Here is a 15,627-nt window from a genome sequence, read left to right on the forward strand (position 1 = left end):
CAAATGTAGCCGAAATGGTCGGCAATGTCCAGCTAAAGGCAGATATGACCGAGCTTCAAACAAAACGGGCGGGGGAACATCCCCCGCCCGTCTGTGCAACAGAACAGCAACAACGTCGAATTCCCGATGACGCTTAGTAATCCATGCCGCCCATGCCGCCCATGCCACCGGGCATAGCCGGCATCGGGGCTTCCTTCTTGGGTTTCTCGGCGATCATGCACTCGGTGGTCAGCATCAGGCCGGCCACGGAGGAGGCGTTCTGCAGGGCGCAGCGGGAGACCTTGGTGGGGTCGATGATGCCGGCCTGCAACATGTCAACATAGGTGTCGTCGGCGGCGTTGTAACCGAAGGCATCCTTGCCGTTCTTCACCTTGTCCACCACGATGGAGGCGTCGATACCGGCGTTTTCGGCAATCTGACGGATCGGGGCTTCCAGGGCGCTCTTCACGATGGTCACGCCGAACTGCTGCTCGGCATCCAGCTTGATGCCTTCCAGGGCAGCCAGGGCGCGGATGTAGGCAACACCGCCGCCGGGGACGATCCCCTCGTCAACGGCAGCACGGGTGGCGTGCAGCGCGTCTTCCACGCGGGCCTTCTTCTCCTTCATCTCGGTCTCGGTGGCGGCACCGACCTTGATCACGGCCACGCCGCCCACCAGCTTGGCCAGGCGCTCCTGCAGCTTCTCGCGGTCGTAGTCGGAGGTGGTGTCCTCGATCTGGGCACGGATCTGCTTGACGCGACCCTGAATGTCGGCATCGGAACCGTCGCCATCGATGATGGTGGTGTTGTCCTTGTCAACCACGACCCGCTTGGCACGGCCCAGCATATCCATGGTTGCGTTCTCCAGCTTGAAGCCGGTCTCTTCGGAGATCACCTTGCCACCGGTCAGGATGGCGATATCCTCCAGCATCGCCTTGCGGCGGTCGCCGAAGCCGGGAGCCTTGACGGCGCAGACGTTCAGCACGCCGCGCAGCTTGTTGACCACCAGGGTGGCCAGGGCCTCGCCTTCGATATCCTCGGCGATGATCAGCAGCGGACGGCCCGACTTGGCGGTCTGCTCCAGGATCGGCAGCATATCCTTCATGCTGGAGATCTTCTTGTCGTAGATCAGGATGATGGCGTTCTCAAGGGTGGCTTCCATCCGCTCCGGATCGGAGACGAAGTAGGGGGAGAGGTAGCCGCGGTCGAACTGCATCCCTTCCACGGTCTCCAGGCTGGTCTCCATCGCCTTGGCTTCCTCGACGGTGATGACCCCTTCCTTGCCCACCTTCTCCATGGCCTCGGCGATGATGTCGCCGATGGTCTTGTCGTTGTTGGCGGAGATGGTACCCACCTGGGCGATCTCCTTGTGATCCTTGATCGGCTTGGAGATCTTCTGCAGCTCGCCCACGATCACCTCAACCGACTTGTCGATGCCGCGCTTCAGCTCCATCGGGTTGTGGCCGGCGGCAACCAGCTTGGCACCCTGGCGGTAGATGGCCTGGGCCAGCACGGTGGCGGTGGTGGTGCCGTCACCGGCAACGTCGGAGGTCTTGCTTGCCACTTCCTTCACCAGTTGGGCGCCCATGTTCTCGAACTTGTTTTCCAGTTCGACTTCCTTGGCAACGGACACGCCGTCCTTGGTGATCAGCGGGGAACCGAAGGACTTCTCGATGATGACGTTGCGACCTTTGGGGCCCAGGGTAACCTTGACGGCATCAGCCAGGGCGTTGACGCCGCGCAGGATGGCGTTGCGGCCTTCCTCGTTGAAACGGATCTCTTTTGCAGCCATGTGTCTCTTCCTCCGAATATTGATAATTGTGTGGTTACTGAATCTTTTTACCGCAGCGGGCGCTGAGCGCCGCAGAGAAAATCCTTACAACCGTGCAGGCCGCCTTGCTTTCCTCTGCGCTCCTCCGCGTTCTCTGCGGTGAAATCCCGTTTGAGGTTTTAGTTCTCGATTACCGCCAGAACGTCGTCCTCGCGCATCATCAGATACTCCTCGCCGTCCACCTTCACTTCGGTACCGGCATACTTGCCGAACAGGATGGAGTCGCCAACCTTCACATCCAGGGGAGCGCACTTGCCTTCGTCGTTCTTCTTGCCGTTACCCACGGCAATGACTTCGCCCTTCTGGGGCTTTTCCTTGGCGGTATCCGGGATGTACAGGCCGCCGGCAGTCTTCTCCTCGCCATCCAGGCGCTTCACGATGATACGGTCATGCAGAGGTCTCAGCTTCATCTCATCTTCTCCTTTCGCTACTATGGTGGTGTACCTGTATGCGGTGGTCTGCTAGCACTCTTTCCCAGCGAGTGCTAACAGGGTTCATATATAATGAGCCTGTTCGGAAAAATCAAGGGGGAGAGATACATTTTTTTGCTATAGTCGTCGAACCGATGCAGTATTGGGGAGGAATCACTCATGAGTCCGGAACAGTTGTCCCTGCTCGATGCAGCAGCGGAGGCCGACGAGCAGGCCCGGCGCGCTGCCGAACTGCGCCGCCTGATCGAGCATCACAACCGCTGCTACTACGAGCAGGACCAACCCGAAATATCCGATGCCGAGTTCGACCGGCTTTTTCAGGAGCTGCAGCAGATCGAGGCCCAGCGTCCCGACCTGCTGACCGTCGATTCTCCCACCCTGCGCGTAGGGGGAACGCCGCTGGACCGGTTCACGCAAGTCCGTCACAGCCTGCCGATGCTTTCTTTGGAGAACGCGCTGCACGAGGCGGATATCCTGGCCTTCGAGCAGCGGATACGCACGCTGCTGGGACTCGCCGACACTGAGCCGCTCTCCTGGCAGTGCGAACCGAAAATGGACGGTCTGGCAGTGGAGCTGGTCTACCGTGACGGTCTGCTGGTGCAGGCATCCACCCGCGGCGACGGCGAGGTGGGGGAAGAGGTCACCGCCAACATCCGCACCATCGCGTCGGTGCCCCTGCGACTGCACGGCAACCGGCTCCCCTCGCTGCTGGAAGTGCGGGGCGAAGTGTACCTTCCCCTTGACGGGTTCCAGCACCTGAACCGCCAGCGGGAAGAGGCGGGGGAGACCCCCTTCGCCAATCCGCGCAACGCAGCCGCCGGCTCCATCCGCCAGCTTGATTCGCGGATGGCGGCACAACGCCCGCTGGCGCTCGTCTGTTACGGCGTGGGGGTGGTGGAGGGCGGTCCCGAAAGCGCCACCCAGACGGAGCTGATGGCGCAACTTGCCCAGTGGGGACTGCCGGTCAGCCACCTGGGGCAGAAGGTAGAGGACATCCACGGGGTCATCGCCTATTTCAGCGATATGCTGAGCCGGCGCGACAGCCTTCCCTTTGAGATCGACGGGGTGGTGGTCAAGGTGGACTCCTTAAGCCTGCAACGGGAACTGGGAGAAAAGAGCCGCTCCCCCCGCTGGGCTATTGCCTGCAAATTTCCGCCGCGCCGTGCAACAACCCGCATCAGGGCTATCGAACTCTCCGTGGGCCGCACCGGCGTGATCACGCCGGTGGCGCTACTGGAGTCGGTGGACCTCTCCGGGGTGACCGTCTCCCGCGCCACCCTGCACAACTGGGACGAGATCGCCCGCAAGGATATCCGGATCGGCGACCGGGTGGTGGTGGAACGGGCAGGCGATGTAATTCCGGCCGTGGTGGAGGTACTGAAGGAACAGCGCGACGGCACCGAGCAGGCGCTACCGGAGCCTGCGCACTGTCCGGTCTGCGGTGCTCCGGCCGCCCGCCTCGACGGCGAGGTGGCGGTCCGCTGCCAGGGAGGGATCACCTGCCCGCCCCAACTGGCCGAGTCGATCATCCACTTCGCCTCCCGCAGCGCCATGGATATCGAGGGGCTGGGCAGCAAATATATCGAACAGTTGATCAACCTGGGGATGGTGCGGGATGTGGCCGATCTGTACGGCCTGACCAAGGACCACTTCATGCAGTTCGAGCGGATGGGCGACAAACTGGCGGAAAATCTGCTCACCGCCATCGCCGTCAGCAAGGAACGGGACCTGGCTGCCTTCATATTTGCCCTGGGCATTCGTCACGTGGGAGAGCGGACCGCCAAGCTGCTGGCGGAGCGGTTCGGTTCCATCCAGGCCCTGGCTGCTGCCCCCCTCGACGACCTCGTCGCCATCCGGGACGTCGGCCCCACCGTGGCGGCCAGTATTCGCTCCTTTTTCGACAACCCGTCCCACCAGGCCATTGTACAGCGCCTGCTGGCTGCCGGCGTCAGGCCGTCACAACGCCCGGCAGCCACCGGCAGTCACCTGAAGGGACTCACCTTTGTCTTTACCGGCACCATGGAACGTCTGGGACGGGACGAAGCCCGCCGCCTGGTGGAACAGGCCGGCGGCAACGTCACCGGCTCGGTCTCAAGGAAGACGAGCTATGTTGTGGCGGGAAGCGAAGCGGGCAGCAAGCTGGACAAGGCGCGGGCCCTGGGGGTGACCATCCTGACGGAGGAGCAATTTTTCGAACTGCTTGAGAAAAGCTGAAACGCCTCAGACCCCATGGTGACGCATGAGCCGTTTTTTTGTGGTGTTTTTGCTTACAACTGCGCCAAAGCCCGCTCCACCACCGCCTGGGAAGAAGCAACGCAATCGTTCAGCCCCACTCCCCGGAAGGCGTTGCCGGTAAGCAGCAACCCGCGATGGCGACCGGCCCGTTCTTCGATCGCCTCCAGCCGCTGGCCATGCCCGGCAACGTACTGGGGAATGGCGCGCCCATGGCGGATGACCCGGCTGAAACAGGGAACAGCGCTAATCCCCATGGAAACGCGCAAGTCGTCCCGTACCAGCTGCAGCAACTGCTCCTCAGGGAGGGCCAGCAGCTCCGGGCGGCAGGCACCGCCGGCCATGCTGCGCAGCAGCGCCCGCCCCTGCGGCGCCCGCTCCTCGAACATGCTGGAGTCCCAAAGCGTCCCCAGTACCGTGCGCCCCTCTTCCTTGGGCACCAGGAAGCCGAAACCGTCCAGCTGATGCCCCAGTCCCCTGGTTTCAAAACCGCAGCAGATCACGTTGAGGGTGGCATAGGGGATGGCCCGCAGCAGGTCGGCCAGCGGCTGGTCCAGCGCCTCCAGCATGGTGGCGGCAGCGTAGGCGGGGGCCGCCATGATGACCAGATCAGCGGAAAACAGCATGCCGTCGCTGGTCTTGATGATCCAGGCGCTGCCGTTCCACTCCACCCGCGACACCGTGCAGCCCGTGACCAGGCGCTCGCCGAGTTGCGCCGCCAGCGTGTCGGTCAGAAACTGAATCCCCTCCCTGAAGGAGGTCAGGGTACCGCCGGGACCGGCCGCGGAGCTGCTGACCTTCCCCTCCGCCCGTTCCTGCTTCTTTTTTCTGGCCAGAGCCACCATCGCCTTGAACAGCCCGCCGTACTCCCGCTCCAGTTCGGCAATGCGCGGGAAGCAGGAGGCAAGGGACATGGTTTCCGGGTCTCCGGCAAAGATGCCGGAGGCCATTGGCGCAATCAGCTTGCGCAGCGCCTCATCCCCCAGACGGCGGCGGCCGAAGGCAGCCAGGGTCTCATCAACCCCGACGGGAGGGGGAGCGGCAAAAGGCTCTGCCAGCAGACGCAGCTTGCCCGGCCAGGACAAAAGCCGGCTTTTCAGAAAGGAGGGGCCGTTCTCGGGCAGGCGGTGCAGCTCGCCACCGGTAAAAATGTAGCGCTTGCGGGCATTGTCGTTGCTTTTGTGCAGGCGATCCGTGATACCCAGCCCGACGCACAGATCCAGAGTCTGGGGCTTGTTGTCCAGGAAACCGTTGGGACCCCATTCGCAAAGAAACCCGTCCTCCCGCACCGACCGGATCTTGCCGCCGGCCCGCCCTTCCTGTTCCAGCAGCCGGATATCCAGGGTTTTACCCATAGCTCTCGCCCGTTCTCCCAACAGCCACGCAGTTGAAAGGCCCGATATGCCGCCACCGATTACGACTACCCTGGTCATGATTTTTTCCTTAAGGGATACCAAATTATTATCCCCCTCCCTGCCCCTCCCCCACGAGGGGAGGGAACACACCACTGCTTCTCAAGTAAGCACGCAACCACCTCCCCCCAGCGGAGGGAGGTGGGGAGAGGGAACGAGACAACCTATCAGCGGTCCAGCACCCGTATCCGTTCCCGCGCCGCTTCCCTGATCTGGTTGCCGGCATCGGGCAGTACCAGGATATCACGGTACAGGCGCAGTGCCTCGACTTTTTCCTGCCGCCATTCCAGAATACGCGCCATACCCAACGTGCCGCGGGGGTCACCGCCACCGGACAGCCGCCGGTAGCTTTCCAGGGCGCTGTCCAGCGAGCCGGCCTTTTCCTGCGACAACGCCAGATTGTAGAGCGCTTCGCGATGGGAGGGATCGATGGCGGTCGCCCGCTCGAACCATTGGCGCGCTTCCGAAAGCAGCCCCAGACGGTACTGGGCGATACCGCCGTTGACCATGGCCGAAACGTATTCCGGTTTGATGGCCAGGATCTGTTGCACCATGACCAGCGCCTCGCGGTACATCCCCAGATGCAGCATGGCGCTGGCCACGTTGTTCATGATCCGGTAATTGCCGGGATCGGCTTCCAGGGCCTTCTGGTAGGACCTGAGCGCCTGCAGGTAATCGCCCCTGACCTCAGCGTTGCGCGCGGCAAACAGGTAGGCACCGGCCGTTGTCTGGTCCCGGGGCACCGCCTTCTTTTCCGCCTGCGGTTCAGCGGCCGGCGCAGCCGGACGAGGAGCCGGCGCGGCGGGCGCGGACCGCTTTACGGTGGTGGCATACGTCGTCAGACGGACTTTTTCCTGGTGCGGCACCACTTCTAGGGCCGGCGCAGGCGGCGCGCTCGACACCTGCCGCTGTACCACCGGTGCCGGCGGAACCGGGACCGCCGTTGTTTCAGAGCGCGGCATCGGACGCACCGGGGTGTTCAGTTTCAGATAGAGCACCAGCAGAGCGCCACCCGCCACCAGCACCGCTGCCAGCCCGCCCAGCAGCAGAAATTTTCTGCGTTCGGCTCCCCGCTCGGCAGCCCCCTTGCCGGCAGAGCTGCTCACCGCCTGCACAACTCCCGGCGGGATATCCCCCTTGGCCTGGGTCGGCTCGTTCTTTTTCAGCAGCTTGGCAAGAATACTCATGGAAACCTCTCGGAAATCAGGCAAAGCGTACCATCTTTACACCAGAGCGCGGTACCGTTTCAATCCAAAAAGAACCGTCACTCCTCGTTACAATTCGTTACAATCGCTTGAACAGACAACAGATTTTTACTTGATTTTTTCCAACGGGCGGCCGATAAAGGACATTGTTGAACCGTTTGGACCTCATCACCTTTTCCGATACGACAACCAACGCACACGAACAGGAGGCTGCGGCATGAAGGGTAACAAAGGTTTTACGCTGGTTGAAATGGCAATCGTGCTGGTCATCATCGGCGTCATTCTGGGTGCGGTGATCAAGGGACAGGATCTGATTGCCGGCGCGAAGGAAAAGAAATTTAAGTCGGAAATCGATCAACTGGCAACGGCCTATTACACCTATTTCGACAAGTATTCCCGGGTACCCGGCGACGACAATACGGCTGCTGCCCGCTGGTCGACCGGAACCGCGGCAACGAACGGCAATAACGATGGCCAGATCGCCACAGCAACTGAAGTCGCTAATGACACTGGAGCCCTTGATCATTTGCGCCGTGCCGGCCTTCTGACCGACGTTGTTTCCAACACCGACCAGCCATTCAACTCAACCACCATGCCCGGCGTCAACATCAGGTTCGGGAGCGGCACCGCCGCGGCCTGGGCATCCTCTTCGGCAGTCAATCTCCTCATTATCACGGGTATGTCGGCCGAGGACATGCTGCTGTTTGACACGAAGTATGATGACGGAGTTGCAACAACCGGAAAAATCAGAGGTGTCAGCGCGGCAACTGCCGGCACGGTGCAAGCTTACACCACTGCAAACTGCTTGCTGGCCTACTCCGTGCGCTAACAAATCGTTACGAACAGTTGCACCATCGAAGCAATTACCCAAGCAAAGAGGGAGGCCGGCGCGCCTCCCTCTTTGCTTGGGTAGCTTGTATTTTCAGGCCGGTCGGGTAGAATGGGCGAAAATTTCCGGAGCACGAACATGGACCGTACCTGCAGAAAAGGCTTCACCTTGGTGGAACTGGCGGTGTCGATGGTGGTGATCGGCATTCTGCTGGGGCTGGGCATGTCCATGGTGGGGCCGCTCATGACCTCCATGAAGGTGCGGGAAAGCCGGGAAAACCTGGGGGCGGCGGTGGAATCGGTCAACAGCTACGCCTCGGGCAACAACCGTCTGCCGGACAGCACCACCCCCCCCAGTAGTCCCACCTTTTGGAAAAACGTTGCCAAGACGTACACCGACGCTTGGGGACGGGACTTCATCTACCTGTACGACAACAACCTCTACGCGGCCCCCTCCACCAAGGACACCATTTGCGGTCGACGTTCTACGCCAATAACACTGCGTCAATGCCTAACAAGTAATTGCTCAACAACTGCAGGGGTAGACTATATTGATGTTCCAAATGTCGCTTATATCTTGTTCAGCTTTGCCGATGACGCCACCTCCAACAGCAAGCTTAACGGCACCTTAACATCGGCAAGCGGGACCGCTGCACTGAACAACGCGCTCATTACCGCCAGCGGGAACATAACGGCGACCGCTCCTGCCACCACCGCCACTGTTACCGCTGATACCGTGAACGACCTGGTCCGCTGGGTCACCCTGGATGAACTGCGTACCAAGGTGGGTTGCCAGGGGCCACAGTTGAAGATCGTGAACAATGAGTTGCCGTTTGGTTATGCTACCAGCCCGTACAACGCCATTATTTCAGCCGACGGTGGTGTACCTTTTGCATCAACAGGTGGCAAATACAGATGGTGTATTCAGGGGGCAAGCCCCGGTACGGCCACAAAACCAGTTCTGAAAAGCTCCGATGGAACAACAACCATCCTTTACACCTCTGATTGCACCAACGCAGCTGAAAACTTATGGACCAGGGGAGATTATATAACTCTTAACCTCTCTGTGGTTGTAGTAAATACAAAGGCCTATACTTGCAAAACTGCTACTTCTGTGTCACCGCCCACTACTGATTGGAGTGAAGTTGGCAGCACCTGGGTTTCAGGCACAAATTATTCCGCAACCACTACCGTAGTTTCCGGCACCACTGCCTATACATGCAAACAAAGCCATACAGCCGTTGCAAGCAACCAGCCTACCAGCGGCGCAAACTGGAGAGATTATTGGACACAAACCGGCACCGCTTGGTCAGCTGGTTCGTACACTCCGCCTGACCCTACATACAGCTTCACCGTGTATGTTCGGGACGACAACGACACAACCGGCAATAACGACAATATCGCTTCGAAAACCTTCGTTCTGACCATCAACCCCAACTGACCCCCCAACAGCTGCCTAACACAATGACGCGGAGGGGACTCACAGGTCGCCCCTCCGCGTTCTCCGCGCCTCCCCATGAGCCTCTGCAACCGTACCACTTTTGCTAGACTCACCTAGTATTTTTGCCAGACTGATCTAGCAAAACAGGCTATCATCTCTGCCATGAACCAGACATTTGAACGTCACTTTGTGCGGCAGCTTGAGCAACGGCTTGCGGCTGACAGGCCGCTCATCCAAGTTCTGGTAGGTTCCCGGCAGGTGGGGCAGACCACCGGGGTACGACAACTGCTGGCCCGTTCTCCACTACCCTGCCATTATGCCAATGCCGACGACCTGCTGGCCGCCGGCCGCACCTGGCTGTTGGAGCTGCCGGGTTCCTGAAAAAACTTACGCCGGACGCACGGTAAAATACTCCACCAGTGCAGCCGCCAGGCTGTCCAGGGTCGCCTCCGGCGGCTCCACCGCCACGGTCAGGCCCAGGTCGCGGCAGGTACGGGAGGTGATCGGTCCGATGGAAACCACCGCCACACCGCTCAGCAGGTCCCGCAGCCGGTCCGCTCCGCCGAGCAACGTCGCCAGATTCGTCACCGTTGACGAGGCGCTGAAGGTCACGGCGTCCAGCTCCCGGTGTTCCAGTGCGTCGCGGGCCTCGTCCGGCAGCGATTCCGGCAGCAGGTTGCGGTACAGCACCGGCGCTGCCACCCGCGCCCCCATCCGCTCCAGTGCCGGCGGTATCAGGTCCCGGGCCCGATCGGCCCTGGGAAAGAGCACCTGCTTCCCCGCAAGGTCGATCCCCTCGAAAGCGGCCACCACCCCTTCAGCGGTGAACTCTGCCGGCACCAGGTCGGCCAGAATCCCTCGCGCAGCCAACGCTTCCGCAGTTTTCGGGCCGACAACGCATACCTTGCACCGCCCCAGGGCACGGCTGTCCTGCCCCCGTTCGCGAAGCCGCTCGAAAAAGAACCTGACTGCGTTTGCCGAGGTGAGTACCAGCCAGTCGGTCTCCCCCAGGCGGAGAAGGGCGGCATCCACCTCATCCCAACGCTCCGGCGACACCAACCGGATAGTGGGACACTCCACAACCCGGGCACCCTGTTCCTCCAGCATCCGCGAAAACTCCCCCGCCTGATCGGCGGCGCGGGTCACCAGTATCCGCCGGCCGAAGAGGGGGCGGCGGTCGAACCAGGCCAACTGCTGCCGCAGATTCACCACCTCGCCCACGATGGTCAGGGCCGGCGGCTTGAAGCCTGCTGTCTCGGCCCGGTCGGCGATGTCGGCCAGGGTGCCGGTGAGTACTTCCTGTTGTGCCGTGGTTCCCCAGCGCACCAGGGCTACCGGCGTTGCCGGGCTGCGGCCGTGTTCCGCCAGGAGCGCCATGTTGCGGCGCAGGTGCTTGATCCCCATGTAGAAGACCACCGTGCCGCTGCCGGTGGAAAGGCGCTGCCAGTCAATGGCGGAATCCTCTTTCCCCTGGTCCTCGTGTCCGGTCACAAAGGCCACCGAAGGGGTCACCGCCCGGTGGGTCAACGGGATGCCGGCCGTGGCGGCGACACCAAGTGCCGCGGTCACGCCGGGTACGACGGTAAACGGGATGCCGGCGGCAGCCAGCGCCTCGCACTCTTCCCCCCCCCGGCCGAAGACGAAGGGATCGCCCCCCTTCAGCCGGACCACGGTCTTGCCTTCACGGGCCTTGGCCACCAGCAGGCGGTTGATCTCCTCCTGCTCCTGGTTATGGCGTCCGCCGATCTTGCCGGCGTAAATCAGTTCCGCATCGGGAGCGGCATGGGCCAGGAGCGCCGGATTGGCCAGATAGTCGTAGACCACCACCTGGGCAGTCCGCAGGCATTCGACGCCCCGGACGGTCACCAGTCCGGGATCACCCGGACCGGCGCCGACGAGATGGACACGACCTGTGGATTGGGGAGTTGCCGGGGGAAGCGGAGAGGTGCTTGAAGGCATTGCTGCCACCATCAGTGGGCAATTTCCCGCTGGTAGACGTCTTCGAGAATCTGCTTGCCGCCGGCCGCCAACAGGCGTTCGGCAAGCTCACTGCCCAGACGTTGGGCCTCGACCGCAGGGCCGCTGATAGTGTCACGCACGGAGCGGCTGCCGTCCACCGCCGCGATGAACCCCACCAGATGCAGGGTGTCGCCGCTGATGGTGCCGTGGGCAGCGATCGGCACCTGGCAGCCCCCCTCGCAGCGCTTGAGCAGGGCCCGTTCCGCCGTCACCGCCCAGGCAGTGGGGGCGTGGTTCAGGAAGGAGATGGCCTCGATGGTGGCCCGGTCATCAAGACGGCACTCCAGACCCAGCGCCCCCTGGCCGATGGCCGGAATGGAGAAGTCGGGAGCCAGCAGCTCGGTGATCACGTCGGTGAAGCCCAGACGGTTAAGCCCGGCGGCGGCAAGAATCACCGCATCCAGGTTGTCTTCTTTCAGCTTGCGGATACGGGTCTCCACGTTGCCGCGGATGATCACCATCTCAAGGTCCGGCCGGGCAGCCAGCAGTTGGGCCTGGCGCCGCAGGGCGCTGGTGCCGATCCGGGCGCCGGGCCTCAGGTCGGCGAAGCGTACGCCGTCGGAAATAAAGGCGTCGCGGGGATCCTCCCGTTCGGTGGTCACCACCAGCCCCAAGCCTTCGGGGAATTCGGTGGGCACATCCTTCATGCTGTGCACGGCCAGGTCGATCTCTCCCCGCAGCATCGCTTCCTCGATCTCCTTGACGAAGAGCCCTTTTCCTCCCACCTGGGCCAGGGGAACATCCAGGATCTTGTCGCCGGTAGTCTTGATCTTGACCAGTTCAACCTCCACGCCGGGATAGCGGCGCTCCAGTTCGGACTTGGTCCAGTTGGCCTGCCAGAGCGCCAGTTGGCTGGCGCGGGTTCCAATACGCAGTTTCGATACAGTCATTCATTCGTCTCCAGAATACAGCAGGATAGGTCACAGTCGTCGGGACCACAGAAATAGACACGGTTACGCCCCTCATGCTTGGCCCGGTACAGGTTGCGGTCGGCGCAATCCACCAGCTCCTGGCTGTTGCGGATACCGTTGGGCCACGTGGTGCAGAAGCCGATACTGACGGTAATGATCGGCGAAACCGGGGAGTCGGCATGGGGAATTTCCAGCGCCGCAACCGCCTGGTGCAGATGCTCGGCAACCTTCCGGGCGCCCTGAACATCAGTCTCGGACAGGATACAGGCAAATTCCTCGCCGCCGTAGCGCGCCAGCAGGTCACCGGGACGCCGGATCACGCCGAGCATGCAACAGGCCACCGCCTTGAGACAATCGTCTCCGGCCAGGTGGCCATACCGATCGTTGTACAGCTTGAAATGATCGATGTCGATCATCAGCACCGACAACGGCGTCCCGGAACGCTGGGCGCGGTGCCACTCCTGTCGCAGCATCTCGTCGAAGCGCCGGCGGTTGGCAATGCCGGTCAGCCCGTCGATGGTGGCCATGGCGGAAAGAAGGTCACGGTGCCGCTTCAGCTCCAGGTGATTACGGATACGCGCTTTGACGATGGGGGGGTTGATCGGCTTGATGATATAGTCGATGGCTCCCAGCTCAAGCCCTTGGGTCTCGTCCTTCTCTTCCCCCAGCGCCGTCACGAAGACCACCGGAATATCACGGGTCTGCGGGTCGGACTTGAGACGGCGGCAGACCTCGTAGCCGTCCATCCTGGGCATCATGATATCCAGCAGGATCAGGTCGGGACGGTCGCTGGCCGCCAGGCGCAGGCCATCTTCACCGCTGGTGGCAAACAGAATCTCGCATTCGTCGGCGAACAGTTCGGACAATACGCGGATGTTGATCGGCGTATCGTCAATAATCAGCAGTGTTGGTCGCAAACCGTGCATGGCATGTCACCTTACGGTATCCCAAGCTTTTCTGCAAGTCTGTGCAGGATTGAGGCCGCCTTCGAAAATTCGAGCCGCTCCAGCAGCTCCTCCATCTCCACCAGCTCGCCGGAAAAACGGCCGCCCAGCTGTTCCCGAAACTGATGAAAGGTGCCCACGGCCCCCATATTCTGCCCTTTCAGCTGCTGCTCCAGTTTTTTCAGCAACGGCTGCAAACGGTCGCGATCAAGGGAAGCAGGAGCCACGGGTGGCGACAGATCCACGAGCGTTGGCGGCGGCGCGGCATACCTGCTGTTATCCACCGCCGCCGCAGCGTCTGACGGACGCAGGGGCACGGTAAAGAAGAAGAGACTCCCCGCCCCTTCCTCGCTCTCGACACCGATCTCTCCCCCCATGAGCTTGACCAGTTGGCTGGAGATGGCCAGCCCCAGGCCGGTGCCGCCGTACCGCCGGGCAATACTGTTGTCCGACTGGGTGAAGGGAGAAAAAATTTCCCGCAGCCGGTCCCGTGGTATGCCGATACCGCTGTCCTTCACCTGAAAGCAGAGCAGGAGCTTCTCGTCCTGCCTGCCCGCCAGGGTCACCCCGACACTGATCTGCCCTTGATCCGTGAACTTGACGGCATTGGAGAGCAGGTTCATCAGAATCTGCCCCAGCCGTAACGGGTCCCCCTCCAGCCGGTCCGGGATATCCGCGGCACTATGGCTGCTGAGCCGCACCCCCTTTTCCTCGGCCCTGCCTTTCACCAGCCCGGTCTGTTCGGCAAGCAGCCGGGAAAGACTGAACGGAATCAGCTCCAGATCAAAACGGCCCGCTTCGATACGGGAAATATCCAGCAGGTCGTTGATGATCGCCAGCAGGGTACGGCCGGCGGAGTCGATGGTTTCCAGTTGTTCGCGCTGACGTGCCGTCAACTCGCTGCGGGTGAGCAGGTGGCTCATCCCCACGATGGCGTTCAGGGGAGTACGCAATTCATGGCTGACGGAGGCGATGAAGCTGCTCTTCAGCCTGTTGGCCTGTTCCGCCTCGTCCTTGGCCAGGTTCAGATAGAGCTCCGCCCGCCTGCGTTCCGTGACGTCAAGATTGATGCCGACAACCCGGACAGCCTCGCCCGCCGGGTTACGGTAGACCCGGGCAATACAGCGCAGATGGCGGAGTTCCCCCGTATCGCAGCGTACTACCCTGAACTCGACATCAAGGGGCGCCTCACCGTAAAGCGCCTCATGCATCGCCTCCTCGGCCCGCTCCAGGTCCTCTGGATGCACCGCCTGCTGGAACAGGTGATAGCACTCCTCCTCACAGTGCTCCGTGAGGCCGTACAGGTGGTACATCTGGCGATCCCAGTAGAGCCGGTTGTGCGGCAGATCCCAGTCCCAGACCCCCACGCCGCCCGCTTCCGTGGCCAGGGTCAGACGTTCGTTCAGCGTGCCGACTTCCGTCTCCTTCTGCTCCAGGTCCCTCAAGCGCTGCAGCAGCAACACGGCCAGCCCCACCGAGAAGGACATCAGCACCAGGGCTCCACCGACATTCACGGCCACCTGCCGCTGCCAGTCGGCCAGGATTACCTCGCGGGGCAGCGAGACCACCGCCACCAGGTTTTCGAACGGCGCTTCGAGGCGGGCAAAGGCGATCTGGCGGTCAGCATTATCCAGCAGCGCCTTCTGATTACGGAAAACCCCGTAGGGAGTCTCCTGGACAAGCTTGCTCAGCAGCAGCTTGCCCCTGATGTTGACCTGGAACGCCTGCTCGTTGGCCGGCGTGACGGCCAGGGGCCAGCCGTCGGTGCGCAGGAGCAAGGTCTGAATATCCTGATGCATCGACACCGACTGATAGAATTGATCGAAGTAGGCCACCCGGAAGGAAACCGCCGCCAGACCGTCAAAGCTGCCGTCAGGGGTATCAAGGCGGCGGCTGATGGTAAAAACCCAAGCCCCCAGCACCCGACTTTTGACCGGACGCCCCAGAAAGAGCGCCGACGTCGGGTTGTCGCGGTGGTGGCGATAGTACTCCCGGTCAACAACCTGCATCGGTTTCAGCGGGTACTCGTGGGAGTTGGCAATCCCCTGACCCGCGGCATCCACCAGCAGGGCGCTGCCCACCTGACGCATGCCGGCAACCTTGCGTTGCATCAGTTCATGAAGCAGGTGTTCCTCTGCCTGCTTCCTGCCGCCCTGCTGCTCGATTGCGGCATGGATTTCCGACAGGGTGCGCTCGGCAACCGCCAAGCTCTGGCCGGCATGCTCCGCCAGGGCGCGGGCGTTGCCCAACAACTGGCGATTGGCGGCCTCAAGGGCCAGATCATGCTCGCGGATGCTCTGCCAGACCACAAACCCGGACGTCCCCAGCACCAGACACAGCGTAAGGCCGCTCAGAAGTGCTTTCAGGCATGCCGGGCTGCATCTGAGCATTGGC

General features: G+C 62.0%; 12 protein-coding genes. 4 read left to right on the plus strand and 8 right to left on the minus strand.

The genetic code is table 11. The features are described 5' to 3' along the window. Positions 1-133 precede the first annotated feature (133 nt). A complete protein-coding gene (gene groL / locus RAK07_RS12240) occupies positions 134-1,771 on the minus strand; it encodes a chaperonin GroEL (protein WP_305733116.1) in 1,638 nt (545 codons plus the stop codon). A 158-nt stretch (positions 1,772-1,929) separates the two neighbouring features. After that, on the minus strand, positions 1,930-2,220 hold the full coding sequence (groES, locus tag RAK07_RS12245) for a co-chaperone GroES (protein ID WP_305733117.1): 291 nt from the start codon (positions 2,218-2,220) through the stop codon (positions 1,930-1,932). A 180-nt stretch (positions 2,221-2,400) separates the two neighbouring features. Here groES and ligA point away from each other — a divergent pair, with 180 nt between their 5' ends. Then, a complete protein-coding gene (ligA, locus tag RAK07_RS12250; RefSeq protein ID WP_305733118.1) occupies positions 2,401-4,455 on the plus strand; it encodes an NAD-dependent DNA ligase LigA in 2,055 nt (684 codons plus the stop codon). A 53-nt stretch (positions 4,456-4,508) separates the two neighbouring features. On the opposite strand, the gene hemG is transcribed toward ligA, so the two are convergent. Continuing rightward, positions 4,509-5,906, minus strand: coding sequence for a protoporphyrinogen oxidase (gene hemG / locus RAK07_RS12255; protein ID WP_305733119.1), 1,398 nt, complete (start codon positions 5,904-5,906; stop codon positions 4,509-4,511). Positions 5,907-6,052: 146 nt separating this feature from the next. Next, a complete protein-coding gene (locus RAK07_RS12260) occupies positions 6,053-7,072 on the minus strand; it encodes a tetratricopeptide repeat protein (protein WP_305733120.1) in 1,020 nt (339 codons plus the stop codon). 235 nt (positions 7,073-7,307) lie between these two features. Here RAK07_RS12260 and RAK07_RS12265 point away from each other — a divergent pair, with 235 nt between their 5' ends. The 3 genes from RAK07_RS12265 to RAK07_RS12275 all read left to right on the plus strand — a co-directional run bounded on the left by RAK07_RS12265 (position 7,308) and on the right by RAK07_RS12275 (position 9,740). Then, positions 7,308-7,919: a type II secretion system protein gene (locus RAK07_RS12265; RefSeq protein WP_305733121.1), complete on the plus strand. Its 612-nt coding sequence runs from the start codon at positions 7,308-7,310 to the stop codon at positions 7,917-7,919. A gap of 138 nt (positions 7,920-8,057) precedes the next feature. Continuing rightward, a complete protein-coding gene (locus tag RAK07_RS12270) occupies positions 8,058-9,359 on the plus strand; it encodes a prepilin-type N-terminal cleavage/methylation domain-containing protein (RefSeq protein ID WP_305733122.1) in 1,302 nt (433 codons plus the stop codon). 162 nt (positions 9,360-9,521) lie between these two features. Beyond that, positions 9,522-9,740 carry an ATP-binding protein gene (locus RAK07_RS12275; RefSeq protein ID WP_305733123.1) on the plus strand — a complete coding sequence of 73 codons (219 nt, stop codon included), beginning with the start codon at positions 9,522-9,524 and terminating at the stop codon, positions 9,738-9,740. Between the two features lie 6 nt (positions 9,741-9,746). On the opposite strand, the gene cobA is transcribed toward RAK07_RS12275, so the two are convergent. From cobA to RAK07_RS12295, 4 genes are read right to left on the minus strand one after another with little or no spacing between them, the layout of a single operon-like run. Beyond that, the gene (cobA, locus tag RAK07_RS12280; protein WP_305733124.1) at positions 9,747-11,318 is read right to left on the minus strand and encodes a uroporphyrinogen-III C-methyltransferase; all 1,572 of its coding nucleotides are present in this window, start codon (positions 11,316-11,318) and stop codon (positions 9,747-9,749) included. 11 nt (positions 11,319-11,329) lie between these two features. Next, entirely contained in the window at positions 11,330-12,268 is a 939-nt protein-coding gene (hemC, locus tag RAK07_RS12285) for a hydroxymethylbilane synthase (RefSeq protein WP_305733125.1), read from the minus strand. Further along, positions 12,265-13,215 carry a diguanylate cyclase domain-containing protein gene (locus RAK07_RS12290; protein WP_305733126.1) on the minus strand — a complete coding sequence of 317 codons (951 nt, stop codon included), beginning with the start codon at positions 13,213-13,215 and terminating at the stop codon, positions 12,265-12,267. Before RAK07_RS12290 ends, hemC begins: the two co-directional genes overlap by 4 nt. Before the next feature lie 11 nt (positions 13,216-13,226). Further along, entirely contained in the window at positions 13,227-15,623 is a 2,397-nt protein-coding gene (locus tag RAK07_RS12295; RefSeq protein ID WP_305733127.1) for a hybrid sensor histidine kinase/response regulator, read from the minus strand. Positions 15,624-15,627 lie beyond the last annotated feature (4 nt).

The sequence above is a fragment of the Trichlorobacter ammonificans genome (genome assembly GCF_933509905.1).
Lineage (GTDB): Bacteria > Desulfobacterota > Desulfuromonadia > Geobacterales > Pseudopelobacteraceae > Trichlorobacter > Trichlorobacter ammonificans.